This window comes from Thermoproteus uzoniensis 768-20, from assembly GCF_000193375.1.
Taxonomy (GTDB): domain Archaea; phylum Thermoproteota; class Thermoprotei; order Thermoproteales; family Thermoproteaceae; genus Thermoproteus; species Thermoproteus uzoniensis_A.
Map to the genome: position 1 here is coordinate 239,452 of NC_015315.1, position 22,485 is coordinate 261,936.

Annotated in this window: 25 protein-coding genes; 17 read left to right on the forward strand and 8 right to left on the reverse strand. The window is 58.1% G+C overall.

Going from position 1 to position 22,485, the window contains the following annotated elements:
* Positions 1-4: 4 nt before the first annotated feature.
* The 3 genes from TUZN_RS01250 to TUZN_RS01260 form a co-directional block, all read right to left on the reverse strand.
* A complete protein-coding gene (locus TUZN_RS01250) occupies positions 5-712 on the reverse strand; it encodes a class II glutamine amidotransferase (RefSeq protein ID WP_013679101.1) in 708 nt (235 codons plus the stop codon).
* Positions 712-2,013: a glutamine synthetase family protein gene (locus TUZN_RS01255; protein WP_052885998.1), complete on the reverse strand. Its 1,302-nt coding sequence runs from the start codon at positions 2,011-2,013 to the stop codon at positions 712-714. Before TUZN_RS01255 ends, TUZN_RS01250 begins: the two co-directional genes overlap by 1 nt.
* 126 nt (positions 2,014-2,139) lie before the next feature.
* The gene (locus TUZN_RS01260; RefSeq protein ID WP_052885999.1) at positions 2,140-4,194 is read right to left on the reverse strand and encodes a glutamate synthase-related protein; all 2,055 of its coding nucleotides are present in this window, start codon (positions 4,192-4,194) and stop codon (positions 2,140-2,142) included.
* A gap of 261 nt (positions 4,195-4,455) precedes the next feature.
* On the opposite strand from TUZN_RS01260, the gene TUZN_RS01265 reads away from it, so the two are divergent.
* Entirely contained in the window at positions 4,456-5,904 is a 1,449-nt protein-coding gene (locus tag TUZN_RS01265; protein ID WP_013679104.1) for a dihydrolipoyl dehydrogenase, read from the forward strand.
* On the opposite strand, the gene TUZN_RS01270 is transcribed toward TUZN_RS01265, so the two are convergent.
* Entirely contained in the window at positions 5,894-7,558 is a 1,665-nt protein-coding gene (locus TUZN_RS01270; RefSeq protein WP_013679105.1) for a GltB/FmdC/FwdC-like GXGXG domain-containing protein, read from the reverse strand. The genes TUZN_RS01265 and TUZN_RS01270 overlap by 11 nt on opposite strands.
* 104 nt (positions 7,559-7,662) lie before the next feature.
* On the opposite strand from TUZN_RS01270, the gene TUZN_RS01275 reads away from it, so the two are divergent.
* From TUZN_RS01275 to TUZN_RS01305, 7 genes are read left to right on the forward strand one after another with little or no spacing between them, the layout of a single operon-like run.
* Positions 7,663-8,133 carry a PadR family transcriptional regulator gene (locus TUZN_RS01275; RefSeq protein WP_013679106.1) on the forward strand — a complete coding sequence of 157 codons (471 nt, stop codon included), beginning with the start codon at positions 7,663-7,665 and terminating at the stop codon, positions 8,131-8,133.
* A 32-nt stretch (positions 8,134-8,165) separates the two neighbouring features.
* A complete protein-coding gene (locus TUZN_RS01280) occupies positions 8,166-10,616 on the forward strand; it encodes a COG1361 S-layer family protein (RefSeq protein ID WP_013679107.1) in 2,451 nt (816 codons plus the stop codon).
* Between the two features lie 44 nt (positions 10,617-10,660).
* Positions 10,661-11,089, forward strand: a complete 429-nt coding sequence (locus TUZN_RS01285) for a hypothetical protein (protein WP_148678547.1) — start codon at positions 10,661-10,663, stop codon at positions 11,087-11,089.
* The gene (locus TUZN_RS01290) at positions 11,086-11,649 is read left to right on the forward strand and encodes a hypothetical protein (protein WP_013679109.1); all 564 of its coding nucleotides are present in this window, start codon (positions 11,086-11,088) and stop codon (positions 11,647-11,649) included. The genes TUZN_RS01285 and TUZN_RS01290 overlap by 4 nt, the downstream gene beginning before the upstream one ends.
* The gene (locus tag TUZN_RS01295; protein ID WP_237698246.1) at positions 11,613-11,981 is read left to right on the forward strand and encodes a TusE/DsrC/DsvC family sulfur relay protein; all 369 of its coding nucleotides are present in this window, start codon (positions 11,613-11,615) and stop codon (positions 11,979-11,981) included. Before TUZN_RS01290 ends, TUZN_RS01295 begins: the two co-directional genes overlap by 37 nt.
* Before the next feature lie 55 nt (positions 11,982-12,036).
* Positions 12,037-12,477: a helical membrane plugin domain-containing protein gene (locus TUZN_RS01300; RefSeq protein WP_013679111.1), complete on the forward strand. Its 441-nt coding sequence runs from the start codon at positions 12,037-12,039 to the stop codon at positions 12,475-12,477.
* Between the two features lie 27 nt (positions 12,478-12,504).
* Positions 12,505-12,798 carry a translation initiation factor aIF-1A gene (locus TUZN_RS01305; RefSeq protein WP_013679112.1) on the forward strand — a complete coding sequence of 98 codons (294 nt, stop codon included), beginning with the start codon at positions 12,505-12,507 and terminating at the stop codon, positions 12,796-12,798.
* An 87-nt stretch (positions 12,799-12,885) separates the two neighbouring features.
* Here the strand turns inward: TUZN_RS01305 and TUZN_RS01310 are convergent, their stop codons facing one another.
* Positions 12,886-14,238, reverse strand: coding sequence for a glutamate synthase-related protein (locus TUZN_RS01310; protein ID WP_013679113.1), 1,353 nt, complete (start codon positions 14,236-14,238; stop codon positions 12,886-12,888).
* A gap of 300 nt (positions 14,239-14,538) precedes the next feature.
* Here TUZN_RS01310 and TUZN_RS01315 point away from each other — a divergent pair, with 300 nt between their 5' ends.
* Entirely contained in the window at positions 14,539-15,585 is a 1,047-nt protein-coding gene (locus TUZN_RS01315; protein WP_013679115.1) for an asparagine synthetase A, read from the forward strand.
* Between the two features lie 26 nt (positions 15,586-15,611).
* Here TUZN_RS01315 and TUZN_RS01320 read toward each other — a convergent pair whose 3' ends face one another.
* Positions 15,612-16,019 (reverse strand): DsrE/DsrF/DrsH-like family protein, encoded by a 408-nt coding sequence (locus TUZN_RS01320; RefSeq protein WP_013679116.1) that lies wholly within the window; start codon positions 16,017-16,019, stop codon positions 15,612-15,614.
* A gap of 83 nt (positions 16,020-16,102) precedes the next feature.
* Here TUZN_RS01320 and TUZN_RS01325 point away from each other — a divergent pair, with 83 nt between their 5' ends.
* From TUZN_RS01325 to TUZN_RS01335, 3 genes are read left to right on the forward strand one after another with little or no spacing between them, the layout of a single operon-like run.
* Positions 16,103-16,342, forward strand: coding sequence for a sulfurtransferase TusA family protein (locus TUZN_RS01325; protein WP_013679117.1), 240 nt, complete (start codon positions 16,103-16,105; stop codon positions 16,340-16,342).
* The gene (locus TUZN_RS01330; RefSeq protein WP_013679118.1) at positions 16,339-17,523 is read left to right on the forward strand and encodes an NAD(P)/FAD-dependent oxidoreductase; all 1,185 of its coding nucleotides are present in this window, start codon (positions 16,339-16,341) and stop codon (positions 17,521-17,523) included. Before TUZN_RS01325 ends, TUZN_RS01330 begins: the two co-directional genes overlap by 4 nt.
* Complete coding sequence (locus tag TUZN_RS01335; protein ID WP_013679119.1) at positions 17,516-18,118, forward strand: helical membrane plugin domain-containing protein; 603 nt, start codon at positions 17,516-17,518, stop codon at positions 18,116-18,118. The genes TUZN_RS01330 and TUZN_RS01335 overlap by 8 nt, the downstream gene beginning before the upstream one ends.
* On the opposite strand, the gene TUZN_RS01340 is transcribed toward TUZN_RS01335, so the two are convergent.
* Positions 18,111-18,488 carry a GyrI-like domain-containing protein gene (locus TUZN_RS01340; protein ID WP_013679120.1) on the reverse strand — a complete coding sequence of 126 codons (378 nt, stop codon included), beginning with the start codon at positions 18,486-18,488 and terminating at the stop codon, positions 18,111-18,113. The genes TUZN_RS01335 and TUZN_RS01340 overlap by 8 nt on opposite strands.
* A 39-nt stretch (positions 18,489-18,527) precedes the next feature.
* On the opposite strand from TUZN_RS01340, the gene sfsA reads away from it, so the two are divergent.
* The 5 genes from sfsA to TUZN_RS01365 are packed head-to-tail and all read left to right on the forward strand — an operon-like array spanning position 18,528 to position 21,621.
* On the forward strand, positions 18,528-19,223 hold the full coding sequence (sfsA, locus tag TUZN_RS01345) for a DNA/RNA nuclease SfsA (RefSeq protein WP_013679121.1): 696 nt from the start codon (positions 18,528-18,530) through the stop codon (positions 19,221-19,223).
* 44 nt (positions 19,224-19,267) lie between these two features.
* Positions 19,268-19,990: a hypothetical protein gene (locus TUZN_RS01350; RefSeq protein ID WP_013679122.1), complete on the forward strand. Its 723-nt coding sequence runs from the start codon at positions 19,268-19,270 to the stop codon at positions 19,988-19,990.
* On the forward strand, positions 19,983-20,450 hold the full coding sequence (locus TUZN_RS01355; RefSeq protein ID WP_013679123.1) for an AAA-associated domain-containing protein: 468 nt from the start codon (positions 19,983-19,985) through the stop codon (positions 20,448-20,450). The genes TUZN_RS01350 and TUZN_RS01355 overlap by 8 nt, the downstream gene beginning before the upstream one ends.
* 45 nt (positions 20,451-20,495) lie before the next feature.
* On the forward strand, positions 20,496-21,044 hold the full coding sequence (locus tag TUZN_RS01360; RefSeq protein ID WP_013679124.1) for a THUMP domain-containing protein: 549 nt from the start codon (positions 20,496-20,498) through the stop codon (positions 21,042-21,044).
* Positions 21,019-21,621, forward strand: a complete 603-nt coding sequence (locus TUZN_RS01365; protein ID WP_013679125.1) for an alpha/beta fold hydrolase — start codon at positions 21,019-21,021, stop codon at positions 21,619-21,621. The genes TUZN_RS01360 and TUZN_RS01365 overlap by 26 nt, the downstream gene beginning before the upstream one ends.
* Here the strand turns inward: TUZN_RS01365 and TUZN_RS01370 are convergent.
* Entirely contained in the window at positions 21,618-22,469 is an 852-nt protein-coding gene (locus TUZN_RS01370) for a methyltransferase domain-containing protein (RefSeq protein WP_013679126.1), read from the reverse strand. The two genes, TUZN_RS01365 and TUZN_RS01370, sit on opposite strands and share 4 nt — an antisense overlap.
* Between the last annotated feature and the right edge of the window lie 16 nt (positions 22,470-22,485).

Sequence of the window (22,485 nt, forward strand, 5' to 3'; positions counted from 1 at the left end):
TCCGCTAACCTCTCTCTATCAAAAACTTTACTTCCTCAACGGCCCCGCCTGACGCGATCGCCAACACGCCGTTTCCCAAGGGCCTCCACGCCCCGCCGTCCAGCGGCTCGGACGCCACCGCCGTCTGCGGCCCGTCCAGCACCACCGGCACAAAATGCGGATCCTCCCGCAACCTATATGTCAGGAAATACGCCTCGAGCCTCTCCAGGTTTACTAGAGCTATGTTCATCATGGGCTCCTCGGGATCTAGGAAATGTACGGCTATCTCGGAAACCTCCCTCAGAGCGTCTAGGTCTCCGCCCATGTCCACGAAGGCCTTGAGGAACAGCTCGCTGTCCGTCGCGCCTCCAGTCCTCACGTCTATCCCCCTCTTCCTCAACTCTTCCGAGAATTTGTCTTTCATTATAGTGCCGTTGTGGGCTATGGCGAAGTTTCCGTAGACTATGGGGTGGGTATTGGCCGGCGACACCCCGCCGACGGAGGCCAGACGGGAGTGGAATAAATATAGTTTATATCCACTAGGCGGATCTATATATGATTCCCATATGGGTCTAGTGGACTTATATAGCCCGTACTCCCCCTCCCTGGCGTAGAGGACGCCCCAGCCAGATCCGTGGCTTAAACCCGCCGTCCTGTCCCTTCTCGAGATCTCGATAAAAGATCTGAAAAGATCTGGCCGAGGATCCCCAAAAAGCAGTAGTATTCTACACATCAGGCGGTTTCTAGGTACTGGTCGTACTCCCACCGGGTTATCACGTTCCAAGTCTTGTCCCACCCCTCGGAAACGCTTGCCAGATAGTCGCTCCACTCCTTCTCCTTGAGCGCGAGGTATGCCTTGACTAGCTGTTGCGGCAGGGTCTTGGCCGCGACGCCCTCCGACGCCAGCTTGACCGCCTCGCCGAGGTGCTTGGGGGTCTCCTTGACGCCCTCGAGGTCGTACGCGATGTCCTCGACCGGGCTCGGCGGCTCGAGCTTCTTGTCGAGGCCCTCAAAGGCGGCTAGCAGTATCGCTGAGAAGCCGAGGTAGGGGTTTGCGGAGGGATCGGGGTGGCGGTACTCGAACCTATTTATCTTCTTCCCGTAATACGGCACTCTGACCATCGCCGAGCGGTTGCCGAGCCCCCAGACGACGCGGGTAGGGGCCTCGTGGTGCGGCACGAGGCGTTTGTAGCTGTTCACGATCGGGGCCACGAAGACGCTGTTGGCCAACGCGTTGTTGAGCACGCCGGCTATCGCCGACTTGAGCTCCGGCGTGGGCTCCTTATACGACGCGAAGAGGTTGACGCCGTCGCGCCAGAAGCTCACGTGTATATGCATGCCGGAGCCATTGACGCCCCAGAACGGCTTAGGCATAAACGTGGCGATCAGGCCGTACTTCTGCGCGACCGACTTGGCGAGTATCTTGTACACGAGTATCTGGTCGGCCACCTGGACCGGGTCGCCTGCCGGTATGTTCACCTCGAACTGGCTAGGCGCCACCTCGTGGTGCGTCTTGGTCAGCCCTATGCCCGACAGATAGAAGTGCTCTATTATCTCCTCCATGACAGGCATCGTCTCCTTCAACGGATAGCCCTCGAAATAGGCCCCGCTGTCGACAAGGGACGGCGGGTTGCCCCTCACAAGGAAGAACTCGACCTCGGCGCCCATCTTGGCCTCGTATCCCCTGGACTTGAGGTACTCGACAGTCTGCTTAAGGGCGTTGCGCGGGTCCATCGGATGCGGCTTGTCTCCGTCCAACGTGCTCGTGAACGCCAGCGCCGTCTTGCCTCCGTTCCACGTCTCTATATAGACGGCGTCTGCGTCGACCTCAGCCACGAAGTCGCTCTTGTTGACGGTCGTATACGCCGGTATGGAGGAGCCGTCGTACGCTATGCCGTCGATGAAGGCGTCGCGCGCAGCGTCTATTGGCAAGATCTCGAGCTTCGGCCTGCCGAATATGTCGACTATAACGAACTTGACGTACTTAACCCCGGCGCCTTTTAGCGTTCTCCAGACGCTTAGCCCTTCCGGCATAGGCGACATGCCCACTCGGTATATAAACTTTACTCGTAGATCTACGCGACTATCTTGGCCTATATAGTTCATTGTATTCAAAGTACCCGCGATATAATGTATTTAGTACTGATGTTCTCGGAGGGATTAGCTACCCGCTACGGGGACGTTTAGCTTTGTAGCTACCCGGCCGTCTAGGGACCTCAACAAATCTCTATTCCCTACCATGTGGAAGTAGCTGGTCACCCCGCCGGCTCCCATGGCCAGCTTGAGCTCCTTAGTGAGCGCCATTATTGTGTTCTCGTACCAACGCCTCTTGGTGGCGTAGTCAGGCGCGGGCCGCCTCGCAAGTAGCTCGAAGGGCTCGCGGGGCTCCACCAGATCCGCGCCCAACGCTGCGAGCTTATAGACGTCTGAGCCGCTGAAGAGGCGGCCGGCCGCGATCACCACCATCCTCTCCCTCATGCCCGCACGCCTCGCCTTCTCGTCCAGCGCGGCCACGGCCTCCTCAAGCCACGCGTCGCCTCCTAAAGCCTCGTCGATAACGATGACGCCATCCTCAGGCTCGAGGTCTCTTGACGGCGCGACTCTGCGGTGCGGCAGGCGGGAGAGGCAGTACTGGGGCTCCGGACAGCCGTCTCCGTCGATGAGCGCGCCGAGGCCGTATCCTGCCATGACGGCCGCCCGCTCCAGGGCTGGAACCACCACCGGCGTGTCTAACTCGACGCCCGCCAGCAGCACGCGCACGTCTACCTCTTCCCTATACGGATCCACGGACGGGTGCGTCACCTGAGCCGCCTCTATCCTCAAGAGGTCCAGGGGCCTCCTCGCGGGGTACGTGTAGCCGGGCACTATACCGCCCATGCCCGTGATAGGCGCTCTGCCCTCCTCGTACATCTCCCTGGGCAACTGCGGCACGTAGTCCTGGTAATAGGCCACCTCGCCCTCGGCGATTAGGTCGACCCCGACAGTGTTCGCCACCAGCTCGTCGACGTAATACAGCCCGAGGAGATCTCTCCGCCCCACTAGCTCCTTCAAGCTGTCCATGCCGAGCGAGTAGAGTATGGCCTTCAAGCCTAGCCTAAGCGCGGAGAGGTACCTGCGCAGAGCCGCGGAGGCCCACTCGATGTCTAGGTCGGGCCGCGCGCCGATCATGTTCGTTAGAGATGTAGGGCATCCTCCGGTGTGGCAAGAATGGCACATTATACAGCCGAAGGACAACAACGCGGCGGTCCCTATGTTGGCCATATCGGCGCCCAGCGCTATCAGCTTCGCTATGTCGGACGCGCTGTAGAGCATCCCGCCAGCCACAACGAGGAAGCCGTCCCTAACCCCGTTGTCCTTCAGCCACCTATCCACGACAGGCACGGCGTAGTCTACGGGTATCCCTAGGTGGTTCCTCACCGATATGGGGGTCGCGCCGGTGCCCGCCCCCGCCCCGTCTATTATTATGCCCTCGGCAGTGGACCTCGCCACCCCGACCGCCACGTACATGATCTTGTTCACCGCGGCCACCTTGACTAACACAGGCTTGCCCGTCAAGTCCCTCAACGCCTTGACCCGCTGGGCTAGATCCTCTATGGAATATATGTCGTGGTGCGGCGCCGGCGATAGGGCGTCGCTCCCCTCCGGTATCTTCCGGAGCTCGGCTATTATCTTGGTGACCTTCCTCCCGGGGAGGTGGCCTCCGATGCCGGGCTTGGCGCCCTGGCCTATCTTTATGTTGACGGCCAGCCCCGCCCTCAACAGATCCATGTCCATGCCGAAACGCGCCGACGCCCACTGGACGACTATGTTCCTGTACTTCGCCACCTCGGGATGGAGCCCGCCCTCGCCTATGCCGGCCACCACCCCCTCCTCGGTGGCCGCCTTGGCTATGGCTATGTTGGGGTTGCCGCTAAGCGCTCCGAAGGACATATCGCCGAGATATATCGGCGCCGACAGCCTCGTGCCGAAGAAATCAACGCCGACATCTACGTCTAGCTTGTCGGCGTGTTTGAGCAAGTCGTTGACCTCCCGAGGCCTCAAGTCCTTGAAGACCATCCTATCGAGCAACCTCCCTATCTTGCTCGGCGACTCCTCCAAGGCATATGGCGGCATTCCCTCTACGGCAGAGCGGCGTACGTACTCCACGCGGTCGGGTCCCCAAAACTCCGGGATCTTATGGACGGCGGGACGCAAGTATATATTCACGCCACGCACTATATAGCATCCCTATTGAGTATATAAGCATTATATTGGCGTCCCGGCTATTGCACGTCGACGTTTAAATCCTCTTTACAAATATATATTTATATTTATATACATGATGTGCGTTATAGTTTAAATTATTTTTATATTTATTATTTGATATTATTTATATTTTCATAGAGTTAATTGAAATTTTCTCTACACTTTATGTCTTTCATATATTTCGTCTATTGCTGAAAAACATTTTGAAATAACGTCAATATTTTGACAGTGATGGAGCTCGGAAAATACCCCATATTCCCGCCTACAGATCCCGAGTTTCTGCGGGAACCCAAACGCGATAGATACGACGTGGTTATAATAGGCGCAGGCGGAGGCGGCTACCACGGCGCCTTCGAGCTGAGCAAGGGCGGCCTGAACGTCTTAATAGTCGACGACAAGGGGAACCTCGGCGGCTCTTGCCTCTACGAGGGGTGTATACCCAGCAAATCCGTTAGGGCCGGCATACACCTACTCCACACGCTTAGGGAGATACTCCTGTCAGTGGGCAACAACGACGTGGAGAAGGTAAGGCTGGCTTGGGAAAACTTGATAGACCACAAGGACTGGGTCCAGGAAGTGCGCTATATACAGCATATAAGGGAGGTCAAGGAACACCCGGGCCTCGAGCTTGTCAAAGGCATAGCCACGGTTGTGGACGAACATAGGGTGAAGATCCGCGGCGACGACTGGACCAAGGAGGTCGAGGCGAAATGGCTACACGTAGCGACGGGCTCCATCCCTATCAAGTTGCCCATACCTGGCGCCGAGCTCGCCATAGGCAGCATGGAGCTGTTCGGGTACAAGACGAAGTACAGGAAACTCCCGAAGAGTGCGGTGATTGTAGGCGGCGGATATATCGGCGTGGAGGTCGCCTTCATGCTGGCGCGCATGGGCGTCAAGGCAACCATAGTGGAGATGTTGCCGCGCATCTTAAGCGGATGGGGCGGCGAGGTGGTCTCGCACGTAGAGAACAGCTTGAGGAGGCTCGGAGTCGACGTGCTGACAAACTCCAAGGTCACCGCCATTAGGCAAGACGGCGGGGAGAAGGTGGTCGAGTTCGAGTCCCAGAACGGGAAGGGGTATGTCAAGGGCGAGGAGGTCATAATGGCGGTGGGCAGAAAGCCGTTCGTCGACGGCCTAGACGTCTTGGGCATAGTCGAGCGCGGCAGGGTTGTAGTCGACTCTACCATGAGGACTAAGAAGCCCAACGTCTACGCGGCCGGCGACGTCACCGGGCAGTACATGTTGTTCCACGCGGCGGTCAAGGAGTCCACTATAGCCGCGTGGAACATCCTCCACGGGCATCCCATATACGAGGTTAACTTCAACACGATACCGATAACCTTGTTCAGCGAGCCCGAGGCGGCCATGGTAGGCCTAAACGAGGAGGCGGCCAGGGCCAAGGGGATACCCTACACCACGGTGAGGTACCCGCTCGAGGACGACGCCCACGCCCAGATCTACAAGGCCCGGGAGGGGTACGTCAAGCTGATAATAGAAAGGGATTCCCAGAGGATAATCGGCGGGGAGGTCGTGGGCGAGGCGGCCTCGTTGGTCATAAACGAGATTGCGCTCGCCGTGGCGGTCAACGCGAGGGTGAAGGACCTAGCGCTACTGGCCCACGCACACCCGACCATATTCGAGGCGATAGACAGAGCCGCTGTAAGGTTTAAGCTTTAGGCTTTATAATTGTAAAAATCTCTCTACTGAGTTTGATATTTTTATTAAATAGCGAATTGAACCTAGCTATGTAGGGGGCCAACTTTGCTATTTCCTCCTCGGAGAGCTCCCTCTGCTCCACTAAGAGGCCTCCAGACTCCTCGACCAGCCGGGCGTACTTGTCGCCGTCTATGATCCCGTCGAGGAGCAACGATCTGGCGTACCTCTCCACCGATCTCCTATCCACGCCCTCCACGTATTCCCTCGGGACCTCGCCTCTTATATAGAGCTCGCCGCCCACCATGCCTCTAGCTATCATGTCGCCTACCTCCTCGTCGTTAGTCGCGCGCAGGACGACCACTGTGCCACCGCCCATGTATTCGCCCAGATATTTGCCGGCGGAGCCGCCGATGATCAGCACTCCTCCCCTATGCTGGATAGCCGCCCTGGTCCCCGCGTCGCCGTATACGTATATCTCACCGCCTCTCTTAGCCTGGCCCAGGGCATCCCCCGCATTGCCGTAGATTACCGCCGTCCCTCCGTTCATCGCGTCGCCGAAGTCGTCTTGCACGTCGCCGTACACGTCGAGCCGGCCCCCCGACATCACGTTGGCAGAGGCGTTCCCCACCACGCCCCAGAGCCTCAAATAGCCCGAGGACATCCCGTTGCCCAGATATCTATGGCCGTTGACGTTGACCACGTCCACCTGTCCCCGCCCGGCGAGCTCTTCCCTGACGACGCGCGCGAGGGACACGGCGTCGTAGAGGCTCGCGTCTATGGCGTCTGGCGGCTCGGGAGGTAGCTCGGAATAGACGTACCTCTTCCTGTAGTTTCCGTACACCTCATCGCCCTCCGCAATTATGTACTCGCCGCCTCTCAAGGCCCATACGTTGGCCCTCGGCGCCACCGCCTTTATCGCCGCCGCCTCAGAAGCCACGAGTAGCAAGGAGCCGGAAACGCCGACGTATAGCGGGCGGAAATGTTGCGTGTCGACGAAGGCGCCGAATATGGGCCTCGGGCCTCCTACTATGAAGGCCACGGCATAGGGCCCGTCGAGCCGGGCCCACCTATAGCGTCTGCCGTACATCAGCTCCTTCACGGCCTCCTCGACGCCGAGCTCCTTAGCCAGAAATGACAGGAGATATGCTATGGCCTCGCTGTCGTTTCCGGTGAACTTGGCGTGAGCCCTATACTTTATGAAGTTGACGTTGGCGCCGTAGCTGCTCAAGTCGCCGTTGTGGACTATGGCCACATCGCCTGCCGTGAATGGATGGGAATAGTAGGGCAACCGCCCCGGACTGTTCGTGGGGTATCTGGTGTGGCCGATCCACGCCCTGCTCGATAGATTGCCGACGCCGTAGAGCTTGTCCACGTCCTCAGGCCACCCGACCACCTTATAGACATCGATCCACTTACTATTTAGATATATATATCCATCAACTTCCGTATATTCATCGAGTTCAACATCATATAAATTATCGGAGATCTTTATATATTTTGGGCCAATCGGGGCGCGGACAAACGCCTTTATCCTAGGCCTCTCCGAGGGCCTATATAGGGCCAGGCCCGCTCCGTGTGGCGTGCCGCGCTCCCTCATAACGCCGAGGCCTCTAATAGCTAGGCCGGCCGGGATCTCGACGCCGTCGAGCGAGTAAAGGCCGAGAATTCCGCACATGGCCTATCGATATAGCCTATATAAAAGCATTCGCCCATATATATAACGTCTATTTAGCCGGCTAGAGCTAAACGTTTTTATTCTGGAATAAACTTTGTAAAACGATGTATCCGAAATGGCGCGGCTACTATAAGGCGATCGTTCTCTACCTACTATCCTCGGGCCCTCTAAGTGGCTACGAGATAATTAAGGCCATAGAGGGCTCGTTCGGCGGGAAGATAAGGCCGTCGCCTGGCACCATCTACCCGCTGCTCCGGTATTTGGAGGAGGAGGGCTACATAAACTCCGAGGAGCAGTACGTCGGCAAGAAGAGGAAGAAGATCTACAGGATAACCGACGAGGGGAGGCGTATGTTGGAGAGCTATATGAAGGATCCGGCGTTCAACCAACTCCTCTCGTATCTGCGCCGGCAAGACGAGGAGAAGGTCGATATACTGGCCTCCATAGTGGAGGAGGTAAGGTTCCTGTCCGAGATCTTCGACGAGCTCGACAGCACGGATAGGGCGAGGCTCGAGGAGCTGGCCAAGGTCCTGTCCGACTTCTCCGACAAGGTCTCGCGGAGGCTGAGCAGATAAAAGCTTATATATACCGATATATCTGGAGGGCCATGAAGAGGCTTGTAATACTTCTAGCGGCCTTCCTGGCCTTGGCCTATCTGGCCCACTCCCAGATAGTTCCCTCCAAGACGCCACAGCCGCCGGCACAACCGCCCTATATAGGCATCACCGTCTTGCAGAACCCTCCAGTGGCCTATCCAGGAACCGTAGTACAACTCACCGTCGTGCTCACGTCTACCGCCGTCGTGGGGCCCCTCGACGTCTACATCACGTCGCCTAACCTTTCCGTATTGACAGGCGGCTCCTACCACCTAGCGGGCCTTGCGCCCGGGACTCCAGTGACGCTCACGGCGGTGGTCAAGGTGCCGTTCGGGACGGCGCCAGGTAACTACGGAGTGACCGTGGGCCTGGTGAACCCGATCAACGACTTCCAGTTCGAGAGCGCTACCTACTACGTGCAAGTCTCGCCGCTCAGCTACGACGCGCTTGTGGTGCCCGTAGTGAGGGGCCTTCTGGCGCCCGGCCAGGTGGTCGAGATACCAATATTTTTCATAAACCCCACCGTAGACGTCGTCAAGGCCTCTGCTAAGTTGGTCGGAGGGCCCTTCACGCAGTTCTCCAACGCCTCTTTGACCTGCTCCGCCTACGTGCCGCCGGAGTCGAATTCGACCTGCGTCATACCTGCCGTCGTCGAGAGGGGCCTCCAGCCTGGGAGCTACACCGCCGTCCTCAACGTGACGTATTTAGATACGGCCAACAACGCCACTGTCTCCTTCTCCAAGAACTTCACGGTTGCCGTAGCCCAGCCGGTCAGCTTCAACGTAGGCTTGATACCGCAGGGCTCCATCGTGCCGGGCCTCCCGACGACTCTGCTCGTCTCTATCTCCGCAGGCGGGCTGGCCCAGCCGACCAACGTGACCGTGACGCCGCTCAACACAAGCGATATCTCGTTCATCTCGCGCCCCATAAAGCTACCGTTGCTGACCTCGATACAGATACCAGTTGAGGCTATAATTAACAGATACGGCACCATAACGGCCTCCTTCGAGATCTGCTACTACACGAATATATGTGCCGTCGAGAACGCGAGTCTATACGTGCCGGCCCCCAACTTGGCCATAAACGTCGTCCAGAACCCGCCTTGGGCCTATCCGGGCTCCATAGTCCAACTCACCGTGACGCTGGCGACGAACCAGCCGGTAGGTCCCCTCACCGTATACATAAACTCCGACAAGCTCGAAGTGTTGGAGGGCGGCGTCTACAATCTGCCGGGCATGGCGCCGGGGGCGCCCGTCACTCTGACCGCACTGGTGGAGGTGCCCAAGGACGCGGCCCCGGGCCTATATCCTCTAACCGTCTCTGCAGGCGGCTACACCTACGAATACCACGTCGACGTGCGGCGGCCGAATTTCGGGGTGGTCGTCGCCGCGAATCCGCCGACTGCATATCCCGGCGCCGTGGTTGCCCTCAACATCGTCATCACAAGCGATGCGGAGATGCGCGGAGTCTCTGTAAACATCTCGACGCCCCTCGCGGTACTGGAGGGCGCGTCGTACTACCTCCCCGTCCTGCCGTCGGGCAACCCCGTGACCCTCACAAGCGTCTTGAAGGTGCCGGGGAACGCCGCGCCTGGCGACTACCCCGTATATGTGTCCGTCGACGGATCTGTCTACGTCTCGTACGTGCACGTCGAGCCGGCCGCTGTGATCATACAGGGCGTGGCCATGGAGCCTCCTGTCGTAGTCGCCGGCGGTCTGGTGCCCTATATCAAGGCCGTTGTGTCCGTCATCAACACCGGGCTCGTCCCGGCGCGCGGGGCCTCTATATCTATCTCGGGCGTCCCCGTCGTGGGGAACTCCACAGTGAATGTGGGCGTGTTGCCGCCTGGACAGCCAATACAGATACCTTTCCTGATAAACGCGAGCGCCTTGAGGCCCGGCCAGTGGACGGCGAATGTCTCTGTTAGCTGGATAGGCGGCGAGGTCTCTTCCGCCGCTCCGCTGACCGTATTGCCGAAGGCGGAACTTAAGGTGTACTACAACGTATCCAACGCCCAGCCTGGGTCTACCGCCGTTGTGACCATAACAGTGGTCAACGAGGGCCCCGTACCGGCCAAGATGGTCACGTTACAGTGGACTCCCAACCAGGTCTTCCAGATACATACGCCGAGCTCAGCGACGCCCACCGCCAATCTCCTAGAGTCCAGCATGAGGCTCCTCGGCGATATATATCCGGGCCAAAGCGTCACCACGACGTACCTAATAGACGTGTCCAGCAACGTCCCCGACGGGGTCTACTACGCTACCCTTGTGCTCGAGTGGAACGAGACGGGGGCTCTGGCGCCCGTCGTGGAGACGATCCAGGTACCCATATCTGTTAGGTCTTCGGTAAATCTGCTGGAGGTGGGGCCGCTGGCCGCCGCCTTGCTTATAGTAATAGTGGGCGTGGCTGTATACCTCAGAAGGCGGAGGTCGGGGAGGTCGCCGCCACCGCCTACTTGACAACCGCCGGGCGACGCTTTTAAAAGAGGTGCGAGGACGAGCAAGTGTTTGTGTCCATCCAACGCGTGCTGGACAAGCTCCAGGCACTCGTAGGCTCTAGAGGCTATGTCTGCTCGCCGAATTCTCTAGATCTCGAGCTATCTAGCGGGCTGTTCCTCAGCGGATCTGTCGCCGTATTGGGGCTAGAGGGCGGATACAGATGCCTAGACATAGGCGGCCTGGCGGACGCCTTGAGAACCTTCGCGCATCCTCAGACTATCCAACAAAGCGTCTTCAAGACCCTGAAGCCTCCCTACGTGGAGCTCTACGAGGACGAGAGGAAATACGTGGTGATGGGGATATACGACGAGAGAGTCTACATGGCCGAGTGGTCCGGCATCCGCCTCTGTTGTTCCTGGATTGTTGATATAGATGTGGATAGGTACAGGAGGTCGTACGAGGCGCTTGCCGACTTCCTGTCGAGGGAGGCATGAGCGCCCTCCTGGAAAGGCTGAACGTGAAGCTGGACGAGAAGGAGCTGAGGATTTTGCTGGGCATAATCACGAGCGAGCCCACTACGGCGTATAAAGTCGCCGTAGACAACAGGATGCACTTCTCCTACGTCTACAAGAAACTGGAGAGCTTCGAGCGGGAGGAGCTGGTGGCGTATTTCTGCGAGCCGGGAAACGGCAGGAAACTGTACTACGTATTGCCCAAGGGCATTTTGGCCCTGATGGCATACGAGGCGTTGAGCCCGCGGATGGCGGCCGACAAGCTCCGCGACCGGTGGAATCTCAAGGACTTCTCCGACGAGGAGGTTCTGGAGCTCGCCGATATATTTCTGAAGAACTATAGGCCCGGCACGCCGGTCAACGACGCCGTCATGTCAGCCTATGTCCTATATACGAGGTACTTGGCTGGGGAGCTCAACGCAAGGAATAGGGCCGTCCTCAACAAGTTCTTCAGGAGGGCCTTTGAGGCGTTGATAGGATTAATAGGGGAGGAGTGCCTACAGAAATGCGGACAGGACATAGCGGCGAGGGACTACATATGACCGACGTGCGGTGCCCAGGGACGTATAGGGTCGCCGGCAAGGACGTGAAGTTGGACGAGGACTGCTATCTGGAGAACCCCTCCGACTGGGATAGGGAGGTGGCCAGATGGATCGCCGAGAATCTAGAGGGCATAAGCCTGACCGCTGAGCACTGGCGCGCGGTCGAATACGTCAGGTCCTACTGGGAGAAACACGGCGAGTGCCCGCCGGTGAGCAGACTGCTTAGAGATCTCGGGATGACCTTCGAGGACCTGTATAGGCTCTTCCCGTCGGGCCCCGCCGAGGGCTTGTGCAGAGTGGCGGGAGTCCCCAGACCCGGGGGTTGCTCCTAACGTCTTCGCCGCCAACCGTAGGGATGACTTAAATAATGGCCCTCCCCGCCATGCCATGAGCTCCGAGGAGCGGATATTCAAGGCCCTTGCCGATCCGCAGAAGCAAGAGGCGCTCGCAGTCCTCCTCGAGAACATAGACGCCGTGAAGGACCTTGTGGTCTTCTTATCCGAGTTGAGGAACTCCGGCGTGTTCGAGCTTCTAGCGGCCGGCATCGCAGCAGCTAAGGCCCTCTCGGCCGATTTAATAACCAGCAGAGATTTCGCCGAGAAGTTCGCGAAGTTCGCGGAGCTGGCGTCGGCGGCGTCTGCGGCGGCCTCGAATACCGAGGGCATCGCCTGTATTTCCAAAGCCGTGTCGGGCGCCAACGCGTCAAGGCCGGTAGGCATTTACGGCCTCCTCCAAGCCCTCCAAGACCCCGACGTGCAGAGAGGGCTCGGCTATATCGTATCCATAGTGAAGGTGCTGGGATCTTGCTTAGCGTCGAGACAACAATAGATATAAGCAAGCCAGTTAGGCATTGTCGTGTCGGAGTTTAGAGTGCCCGGCGAGGGGGAGATCTTGTGCAAGGTGTTGGAGCTCCTCGGCGATAACAGAGTCAAGGTCATCTGCCAAGACGGCGAGACGCGGGTGACGAGGATACCCGGACGATATAGGAAAAGACTCTGGCTAAAACCGGGCGACTACGTCGTGGTCGCCGTTTGGGACTTCGACCCGAAGAAAGGCGATGTTGTACATAAGTACGACAAGAGGGATCTAGACGAGCTGAGGCGCAGCGGCTACGCCGAGGCTATAGACAATCTGGAAAAACTAGGCTAGGCCGGCCGCGCGATTTCCGGGAGAGTAGGCTGGCGTGTGTCGAGACGCGCGGCCTTTGCGGATCCGCCTTGGTGGGTCGGACGTCGTTCAGCTATATACATATGGTACGCCTAGCATCTCTGCGACATCCTTGTCCAGGGCGGCTACGTCTTCCGGACCTACGTCGGCCACGTCGTATTTGCCCAAGGCCGACACCAACATCTGGACCTCGACCTTGAGGGACTCCAGGTAGTTCTCAACGCCCTTCTCGCCGCGGGCTAGCGCGGCTATAAGGAAGGGCCTCGCCATATATGTGCCGGAGGCCCCCAACGCGAGGCTCTTCACCACGTGGCCTCCGTCGTAGAGCCTGCCGGCTATCAACAACGATATCTTGTGGCCCTCCTCCCGCGCCTTTCTGATGGCCTTAAGCCCCACCAGGGTCGGATAGCCGAGGTCCTTCATAGCCGCTGTGGGGGCCATGCCCGTCCCGCCTTCCTTGCCGTCTATCACGACGGCGTCGGCTCCCTCCTCCGCGGCTATTCTGATCACGTCGAGCGCGTCCCTGAATGGCCCCAGCTTTATCCATATCCTCGCTCTAGGATAGGCGGTTTTCATAAACCGTATAGTGCCAGCTAGGATCTCGGCGGTGAAGGTGCCGGGAACGGAGTACCTAGTTATATATTTCTTCCTCAGCTCGGCCTCGTCGAATTTATATTTGGCTCTGAGCCTCTCCGCCTGGCTTCTCGGTATTTTTATAACGCCGCCCAGCCCCGGCTTGGCCCCCTGGCCTATCTTTATCTCGAAGCCTATCTTCCCCTCCTCCAGATACGGCTCGACGTCCTTATCGCTGTAGACCTTGTTCCACAGCTCGTCGTATGCGTCCTCCACGCTCTGTTGGACGATCACGCCGCCAGCCTTATCTACGTTAGTCAAGTAGGTGAGCAACCTCTCCTTGAACGACGGATGTCCCTTCGTGAGCCTTTCCGAGTATCCTCTAACCGTAGCCACGTTTTCGCCTATCCCGTAAACGACGCCGAACTTGGCGGCGGCTCGAGCTATCTCGAGAGCAGTCTTGCTGGCGATGTGGGTGGACCCCATGGAGCCCACGACCACCGGCAACGAAGAGCGGAAGCCTCCCAAGTCGGCGTCTGTTTTGACGTCCATGAAGCTCGGTTCCCTTAGAAGCTCGGCCACCTTCTCGAGTCGCTTAGGCGTGAAGGCCGGCGGCATCAACACGACAGAGTCGAGCGTCTTGAAACGGGGACAGCCCTTATCGTAGATGCCGGAGCCTAAGACGGCCGAGCCGTATGACGCTATCAAGCCGAAGGGATATACGGCATCTTTGCCCTTTAACGCCCTGAAGGAGATCTCACCTATAGGATACCCCTCGAGGAAGTCCCTATATCCCCTAAGCAGAAACGTCAAGCCCTTCAACATGACTACTAATCTAGCCGGCAACACCAGTCGACGTATTTAACGATATTAAATAAACCATCGGAAAAATATATGGCCTACATCGGCTTCTAACCGAATACACAAGGTTCTCTATCCCGTGATTTAAGGAAATTTATACGTCTCATTCCGTTTATCGACAGTCCATAGTGAAACTGAAGTCGATAATAATATATACCGAACATATGCGGATAAATTGGTCATATGTATCGCGCGCTCCGGAGCAATCCAGATAAGAGCTTCACTATTATCGGCGAATTCATGTATATTTTCTCGTAATGTTTTAAATGAGGCGTCGTAACGTCGGCTATGCCCTACCTTCACCCGGCTGTCCTTGAGTTCGAGAAGATGGTGGCTGATAAGGAACAGTATAGGAAACAGCTGGAGGAGTGGGTAAAATACTCGTGGCGATGGGCCGTCACCGACAAGTACAAGCTCGTGTTTAAGGTCCAGGCCTCTGCCTTGAGGGCGATAAGGGAATTCCTCGACTCTAAGGGCTTCGTCGAGGTCCTTTCGCCGATTGTGGGCCCGGTGACTGACCCGGGTATAAGAGGGGCCAAACAAGCCACGATAGACTTCTACGGAGCTGAGTATAAGGTCATGTCGTCCGCTATACTCTACAAGCAGTACATGGCGGCGTCTCTTGGCAAGATATATTTCGTCAGCCCCAACATAAGGCTGGAGCCCAACGACAGCATATACACGGGGAGGCACTTGGTCGAGTTCTACCAAGTCGATATAGAGATGTACAAGGCATCGTACATGGACGCCATGGATGTAGCCGAGGAGCTGGTCACCTATGTCGTTAAGTACATAAAGGACGTTCACGGAAAGGAGCTGGAGGCGTTGGGGAGACAGCTCCGCGAATTCCAGAGGCCGTTCAAGCGGTATCAACATAGGGAGGCCGTGGAGTTCGTGAACAAGCTCGGCTGTAGGAACCCGCCCAAGGAGGAGCTCATGTGGGAATGCGAGAAGGTCATGTCGGCCCACCACGATTCGCCGTTCTTCGTCTACGATTACCCGAGAGGCGCCAGAGGCTTCTACGACAGAGAGGACCCCGAGAGGCGCGGAATACTGAGAGACTTCGACATGCTGTACCCCGAGGGGTTCGGGGAGGCCATAAGCGGCGCGGAGCGCGAATACGAGCCCGAGAGGCTCGTCGCGAGGATTAGGGAATCAGGCGAGGACCCCGCCAAGTACCAGTGGTTCCTGCAGATGGCCAAGGAGCTCTATCCTCTGCAGACAGCAGGATTCGGGATCGGCGTAGAGAGGCTGACGAGGTATCTCTGCGGGCTGAGAGCCGTCTGGGAAGCCCGTCCATATCCGAAAGTGGCAGGTATAGTGGGCGGTCCGTAATTTAAAAAGAAAAAATTGTAAATTAATTATATAAACAGTACTTGGCCTCCTTTGGCTCTTTCGAGGAACGTGGTGACGCCCACGACGTCGTCTACCAAGGTCGGGTCGAAGTGCTCCTTCTTAAGGCCGGCGGCTTCGGCCATCATGGAGCACACGTAGACCTTAGCCCCCATCTGCTTCGCCTGCTTGAGCATGTCTTTCCAAGTCGGCGCCTTTATCCTCGCCATGCCTTCCTTGAGCCTCGGCACCATGGCCTCGAACTCCTTAGGCCATATCTCGGGCGCCGGCTCCTTCAGCAACTTGAACATGGCCCAGCCCGTGAAGAACACATGTACCTCGTATCCCAGAGCCGCCGCGGCTTGCGATATGACGCCGACGGGTATCAGCTTGTCGTCGGTCCCCGAGAACACAATCATCGATATCTTCTCCGGCATGGTTGCCGTCTTCCTAACTCTATATATGTGCTATTACATGTTTTCATGTAATAAGTCATATAAAAAGTGATGTCAAGGGCGGCATGGCCGAGAACAGAATAAGGGTAGACGCGAGGGGAATAGCTTGTCCGGGGCCCATCACCGAACTCGTCAAGGCGTATAGGAACGCCAAGAACGGCGATATCATAGAGGTTATGGCCACGGACCCCGGCTTCAAGCCCGACGTAGAGGCTTGGATTAAACGGACCGGCAACCAGCTCTTGGAGTTCAGAGAGGAGGGAGGGACCTACGTCGCCGTGATTAAGGTCACGGCGAAGAAATGAAAAGACGCGTCGTAATTATAGGCGGAGGATCCGGCGGCGCGATACTGGCCAACAACCTCCCGCTGGAGGATTTCGAGGTGACTGTAGTCGACAGAAGTCCCTACCACTACTATTGGCCCTGGCTGTTATACGTGGCGTTTAGGGGATCCAGAAGGCCTATGAAGCGGGAGATAAGGTCGCTCCTCAAGCCGGGCGTCAACTTCATCCAGTCGGGCGCTCAGTCCGTCGACCTCAACAACAGGAAGGTCGTCCTCGAGAATGGGAAGACCCTGGATTACGACTATCTGGTCGTGGCCACGGGCTCGCGGCCTACGTACGGGCTGATAGGCGGCCACGAGAAGGCCGTGGAGAAGTACGGCGACTACCACTCGACTATAGAAAACGCTGAGAGGGTCTGGAAGACCGTCAACTCGCTCAAACAGGGCACGTTCGCAATAGTTGTCGGCGGGGATCCCTATAGGTGCCCGCCGTCGCCGCTCGAGGGGGTCTTCCTCGCCGAGGAGTTCTTCAGATCGCGGGGCCTCAGAGATAGGGTCAAGGTGGTGTTCGCAGTGCCCTACCCGCGCCCGTACCCCGCGGAGCCTATGAACGAGGTGGTGGAGCCCCTCCTGAAGGAGCGCGGCGTGGAGTACATCACGTTCTTCACGCTCGACAGGATAGAGGAGGATAGGAAGGTCGCGGTGTCGATGGAGGGAGAGGAGCTCAAATACGACGCACTGGTCGTGGTGCCTCCCCACGTGGGGACCGACATGAAGATCTCGCCCGAGGACGTCCTCACCACCGACAGATTCATACAAGCCGACAAGTTCACCAATAACATAAAGGGCTTCGACGACGCCTTCGTCATAGGCGATGCGTCGGCAGTGCCGGTCGCCAAGACGGGGGTCACCGCGCACTTGCAGGCTGGCGTGGTGGCCAGGAGGCTCCAGGGCGAGGACGCCCGCAACAACGGGCGCACGAACTGCCCGTTCGATCTAGGCTACGGCTTGGGGACCTTCGTCATCAGCGACTACAACAACCCCGTCGTGAAGCTGCCGCCGTCGCGTTTCTCGCACCTGGCCAAGATCGCGTTCGCGGCGGCCTATTGGGATATGGTGAGGTACCCGGAGCTCTGGAACCCCATATTCGAGGCCTACTTCGAGGCGACGGAGCCAGCGAAGCTCTCGAAGATCTATGTCTGAGGCGGATCTAGCCGTTGCCGAGAGCCTCTCCAAGGCGCTGAGCCCGGAGTCGGCGCGGGCTCTGGCCAAATTCTCTGAGATATTGGTCAAAGCAGACGAGCTGGGGCTTCTGGACACCCTAAAAGATCTACTAGACGGCGAGGTCCTAGGCGACGTAGCCAAGAGCCTCTTGAACACAGGCGTCGTCGCGTTGCTCATGAACCTGGACAAGATCTCGGCGGTTCTCGAGTCGTTGGCCAAGAACGCCGACGCTTTAGCCAAGGCGCTCTCCCTCCTGGAAGGCCTAGAGAGGTCGGGCCTCCTCAACGCCGCGGCTAGTCTGGCGGAGCCCGAGGTCTTGGGCGAGGCCGCGCAGGCGTATCTGACCACAGGCGCCTTCTATCTGGTTAACGAGGCGCCGAAAATACTAGACGGGCTGGCCTCCGTGAGGGTAGCCCACGCGTTGGACTCCGCGTTGGCCGAAAGCCGTAGGGCGCAGGCTCCGAGCTTCTTGGAGACCTTAAATACCTTGATGCTGGACGAAGACGCCCGTAGAGGGCTCTACTTCTTGGCCTCTCTGCTGAAAAATATAGGGGCGTCTCTAAGGCCTAGATAGGCACTTGTACCTCCACCTCAACTTCCGGCGGGGTCTGGTTCTTGTCGACCTTGAGGTAGACCTCCCTCGTGGGGGAGCCCGGCGAGACGCCGTTGCTCAAGGCCCAGAACAATATCGCCGCGTATGCGTTGTCCACCTTGTCCGAGGAGCCCGTGAACTTGTAGACCGCCATCTTCCCAGCGCCTAGCGTCTTATCGCCGTTGGGATCCGGCGTGAAGACCTCGACGATCATATTCGCGCCTTCCTTGCCGTGGAATATCAGTATGACGCCGGGCTTCAGGTCTTGCGCCAGCGCGGATCTGTTCGGCACAGACTTAATTGTGCTGAACCCTCTCACTTCTTGGACTTCCTTAACCTCGACGTTGGGCATAGGGCGGGAGGGCTAAGACTATATAAGATTTATGTAGCTATGGCCCCCGCGGTTGGGGACGTGGTTTACAGATTCGAAGGCCCTCTAAGGCTTGTCGAGATACTCGACAGGCCCAATAGGTTCCTCGTCAGAGTTCTGGACGGAGGCGCCGTCAGGCACTGCCACCTCCACGACCCGGGGCGTCTGCCGGAGCTAGTGCGTAGGGGCGCTAGAGCCGTTGTGAGGCCCACGCGCGGGGCGAAGACCGACTGCTCCATAACGGCGGTGGAGGCGCCTAACGGCGTCTGGGTCGTCGCCGATAGCAGGATACACAGCGATGTGGCTTCCTTATTCCTCGGCGGGGCTAGAAGAGAGGTGAAAGTCGGCAATCACAGGCTCGACTTCCTCCTAGGCGATATGTATGTCGAGGTTAAGGGATGCACGCTGGTCGTCGACGGCAGGGCCATGTTCCCCGACGCCCCGACAAAGAGAGGGACCGAGCACTTGAGGTTGCTGAGGTCGTTGATGAGGGCCGGCTATAGGGCCAAGGTTGTGGTGCTCGTCATGAGGCCGGACGCGGAGTGCTTCATGCCTAACTGGGCCACCGACCCCTCGTTCTCCCGCGAATTTGCTATGTTTGTCAAATCCGGCGGGGCCGTAGACGTCCATAGGTTCCGCTACGCCGACGGCTACGTGATATACGACGGCGATATAGATCTCTGCGACGGTTGGGACCGAGAGGCCCCCGATCTCTAAGATTGTAGAGAGGGGAACTTTTATAACTAGAACTTCGTTGTCGTGTGGATGCGATTTACGTAGTTCTTGCAGCGCTCGGGGTTCTTGAGGTCTGGATCGCAGTCTACCTATACAGGTCTCTGAGGACGTTGCAGTCGCTCGTATACCCAATACTCGCGAACTTGGTCTGGATAAGGACCCACACCTACACGCTTGTCGATAATTTGACCGATATGCTGGCCGCGCGCGGCGTCATATCGTCGGAGGAGGTGGTCGCGCTGAAATCTTTGTCGCAACCGAAGATCCCGACGCCTGAGGACCTAGACAAGGTGGAGGAGCTCTTGAGCAAGAGGCCCGAGGAGTTGACGGACAGCGATCTTAACGAGATCAAGAGGATTGCGCTGGCGCTCCTCACGTGGCCCTCCCAAAACGCGGCGAAGCTGGCGATGAAGCTGTTGCTCTTCGCGTCTCAAGTAGAGCGGGGACGGGACGCCGTCAAACTAGCCGATAAGGTCGAGGTCTCCTACATAGCGGAGACTTGCACTGTCAGGCTACAGCTACGTAGAGGCGAGTCTGTGGAGGTCGTCGAGGAGGCCGACGGCGACTGTGTATCGAAGAGGGTCGAGGCCTTGAGGAGGTTGGCGCGCCGCGAGGAGCCGGGCGATGCGGCGGCGCTCAACATGTACAGGCTGTGCCGCACCCGCAACGATGCCGGCTGTAGGGCCTTGATGTCGCAGTTAAGCTCGTTGGAGAGGAAGTCCTTGGATCTCCTCTTGAGGGATGAATAGGTCGTTTCAGCCGGCTGCCGTCGACCAAGTCCTCGGACTTCTGAGAGTGATATACTCGTTGGGCGGCAAGACGGATATCTATAGAATCGATGAGGAGGTCGAGATAGACTTCGACGAGATAAGCCTGGCTGTGGGCGCAGCCGAGTCCCTAGGGCTAGTGGCCGTAAAGGCCGGCGATGTGGAGCTGACGGAGCTGGGCCGTAGGGCCGTCCTAGATCTCGACAGCGTTAAGGCCGAGATCGCCAGAAGGCTCGCCTCGCTTACTCCCTTCGCAGACATACTCGCGTCGTTAAGTAGGAAGACGCCGTTGCCGCTGAGCGAGGTCACCGAGATGCTCTGCGGGTTGGGCTACTGCGGCGATGTGTCTACGAGAAGGGTGATAGCGTGGGCCGTCCTATTCGGCCTGATAGAGATTACTCCGGACGACTTGGTGTTCCCAGGCGCCTGGACGCGGTCTTGAAACACGGCGAGGGACACCTTTATTTAGCACATGTAAGTCTTATTGATGTCTTTCAACCTAGTCGTCGCGACCGGCTGGAGGCAGGAGAGGATGTGCATGGAGGAGCTCTACAAGATCGGCGATATATTAGCGCGGCGAGTGAAAGACGTGTGGTTCACCGGCTTTGACGGACTCCTCACGGCTGAGGTCGAGGGCGATCCCCTCGAGTTCACGAGGGCGCTCGCCGATTTGGTGTCGTCGGGGTACTACGTGCCCAGGTTCGTCTTGAGGGCAACGCCTATAATGGTGGTCGTCAAAAGCGACTTGGACGAGGTGGCGAGAGCCGCCTCTGAGCTCGCGGCGAAGCACATAGGGCCCAACGAGACCTTCAAGGTAGAGCTGAAGAAGAGAGGCGTCAAGTACGACAGACTGGCGGTCATAGACTACGTGGCCAAGGGGATAGACAGAAAGGTCGACTTGACGAGGCCGGACAAGATTTTGTGGATAGAGATGTTCCCTACCAGGACGGGGCTCTCCGTCATAACCGAGAGGGACAACTTCTCCCTCATGAGGATGAGGGTGGGTAGCCATGGAGGAGGGGGCTCTGTCCCTTGAAGGGCTAAGGATCCGCTACATAAGGAGCGGCGACGGGAAGCCCATAGTCCTCCTACACGGCTATTCGTTCAATGCAGATAATTGGTACTCCTCCGGCGTAGCCCAGAGCCTCGCCGAGAACTACGCAGTATACGCAATCGATATGCCGTACGGGGCCAAGTCCAAGAGCTCCAAGTTTAGATCAGACGCTAAGGGCTACGCCCGCTTCTTGAGGAAGATTCTCGATGCCTTCTCGCTGGGCGAGCCGCCTATAGTCGGCCCCTCGATGTCGGGCGAAGTGCTCATGTGGTACGTCGCCTTGGGCTATGGGACAGCCCTAGCAGTGCTTGTCGGGCCCGTGGGCCTCGACGACAAGGAGCTACAGAACGGCCTCGCGAAGTCGGGTGCGCGGATCGCCGCCATATGGGGCGAGAAGGACGAGATATCGCCTCCCTCGATATATGCGCCTCTTCTGAAGAAGATCTTGCCATCGGCAAGGGTCGCCGTACTGCCTGGAGCCGGGCATCCGGCCTATCTGGACAAGCCTAGGGAGTTTTTGGAGCTTCTGAAGAGCTTCCTGGCTGAGGCGGGCTATTAGGCCTTCTGGAACACCAAGGCGTAGTTGTGTCCGAGATCTTGGTACTCCACCTCCTTGAAGCCCTTGAAATATTTCCTGACGTCGTCTGGGCTCATTTTCAGGAAACTGGGGGGCCCGAACGGGGAGCCCGGCTTATGCTCTATCAAGATGACGTGGCCTCCTTGCCTTAATATACGGGCCACCTCTGCCGCGGCCGCCTTCTTGTCGGCTAGGTCGTGGAACACGTTCGACATAACCACCACGTCGACGGAGTTGCCGGGTATCGACGTGTGGAGCACGTCCTCCCTAAGTATCGAGAGGTTGGGCGCGCCTATCTTCTCGACCTCCTTGAGGGCCTCCTCGTCTATATCCACGCAGTAGACTCGCGAGGCGATGTCCTTCAACACCTCGCAGAGCCTACCTGCGCCGCATCCCAGATCCGCGGCGATGCCGCCCCTAGGGGTGTATTTAAGCAGTAAGGCATATTCGTCCTCTGACACTCCGCGCCAGTGGCCGCCGTGGTGGTGATGTTCGTGGTGCGTAGGGCCCTCCGCCTCCTTCAATTCGCCTTCGACGAATCTGGCCAACGCCTCCTCGACTAGCCCCTCGTAGACGTACACCTTTAGCCCCCAGACCTTCGCTATCTCGAAGCCTCTAGGCCCTATCTCGGAGACTATAAGCGCTTGCGCGCCTCGGCGGCGGGCTTCGGCCAACGCCGCGGCGCCTCGCGCCATCTTGGCGTACTTCGCCGGGTTTTCGACGACCTCGACCAGCTTATATCGGCCGTCCTCGACCTCGTATATGGCTATCTCCTCGCCCTCGCCGGGCCCATCCACCCTATTGCCTGTTTTCGATATCGCAATTCTCATGTTTTTCGATATTGAT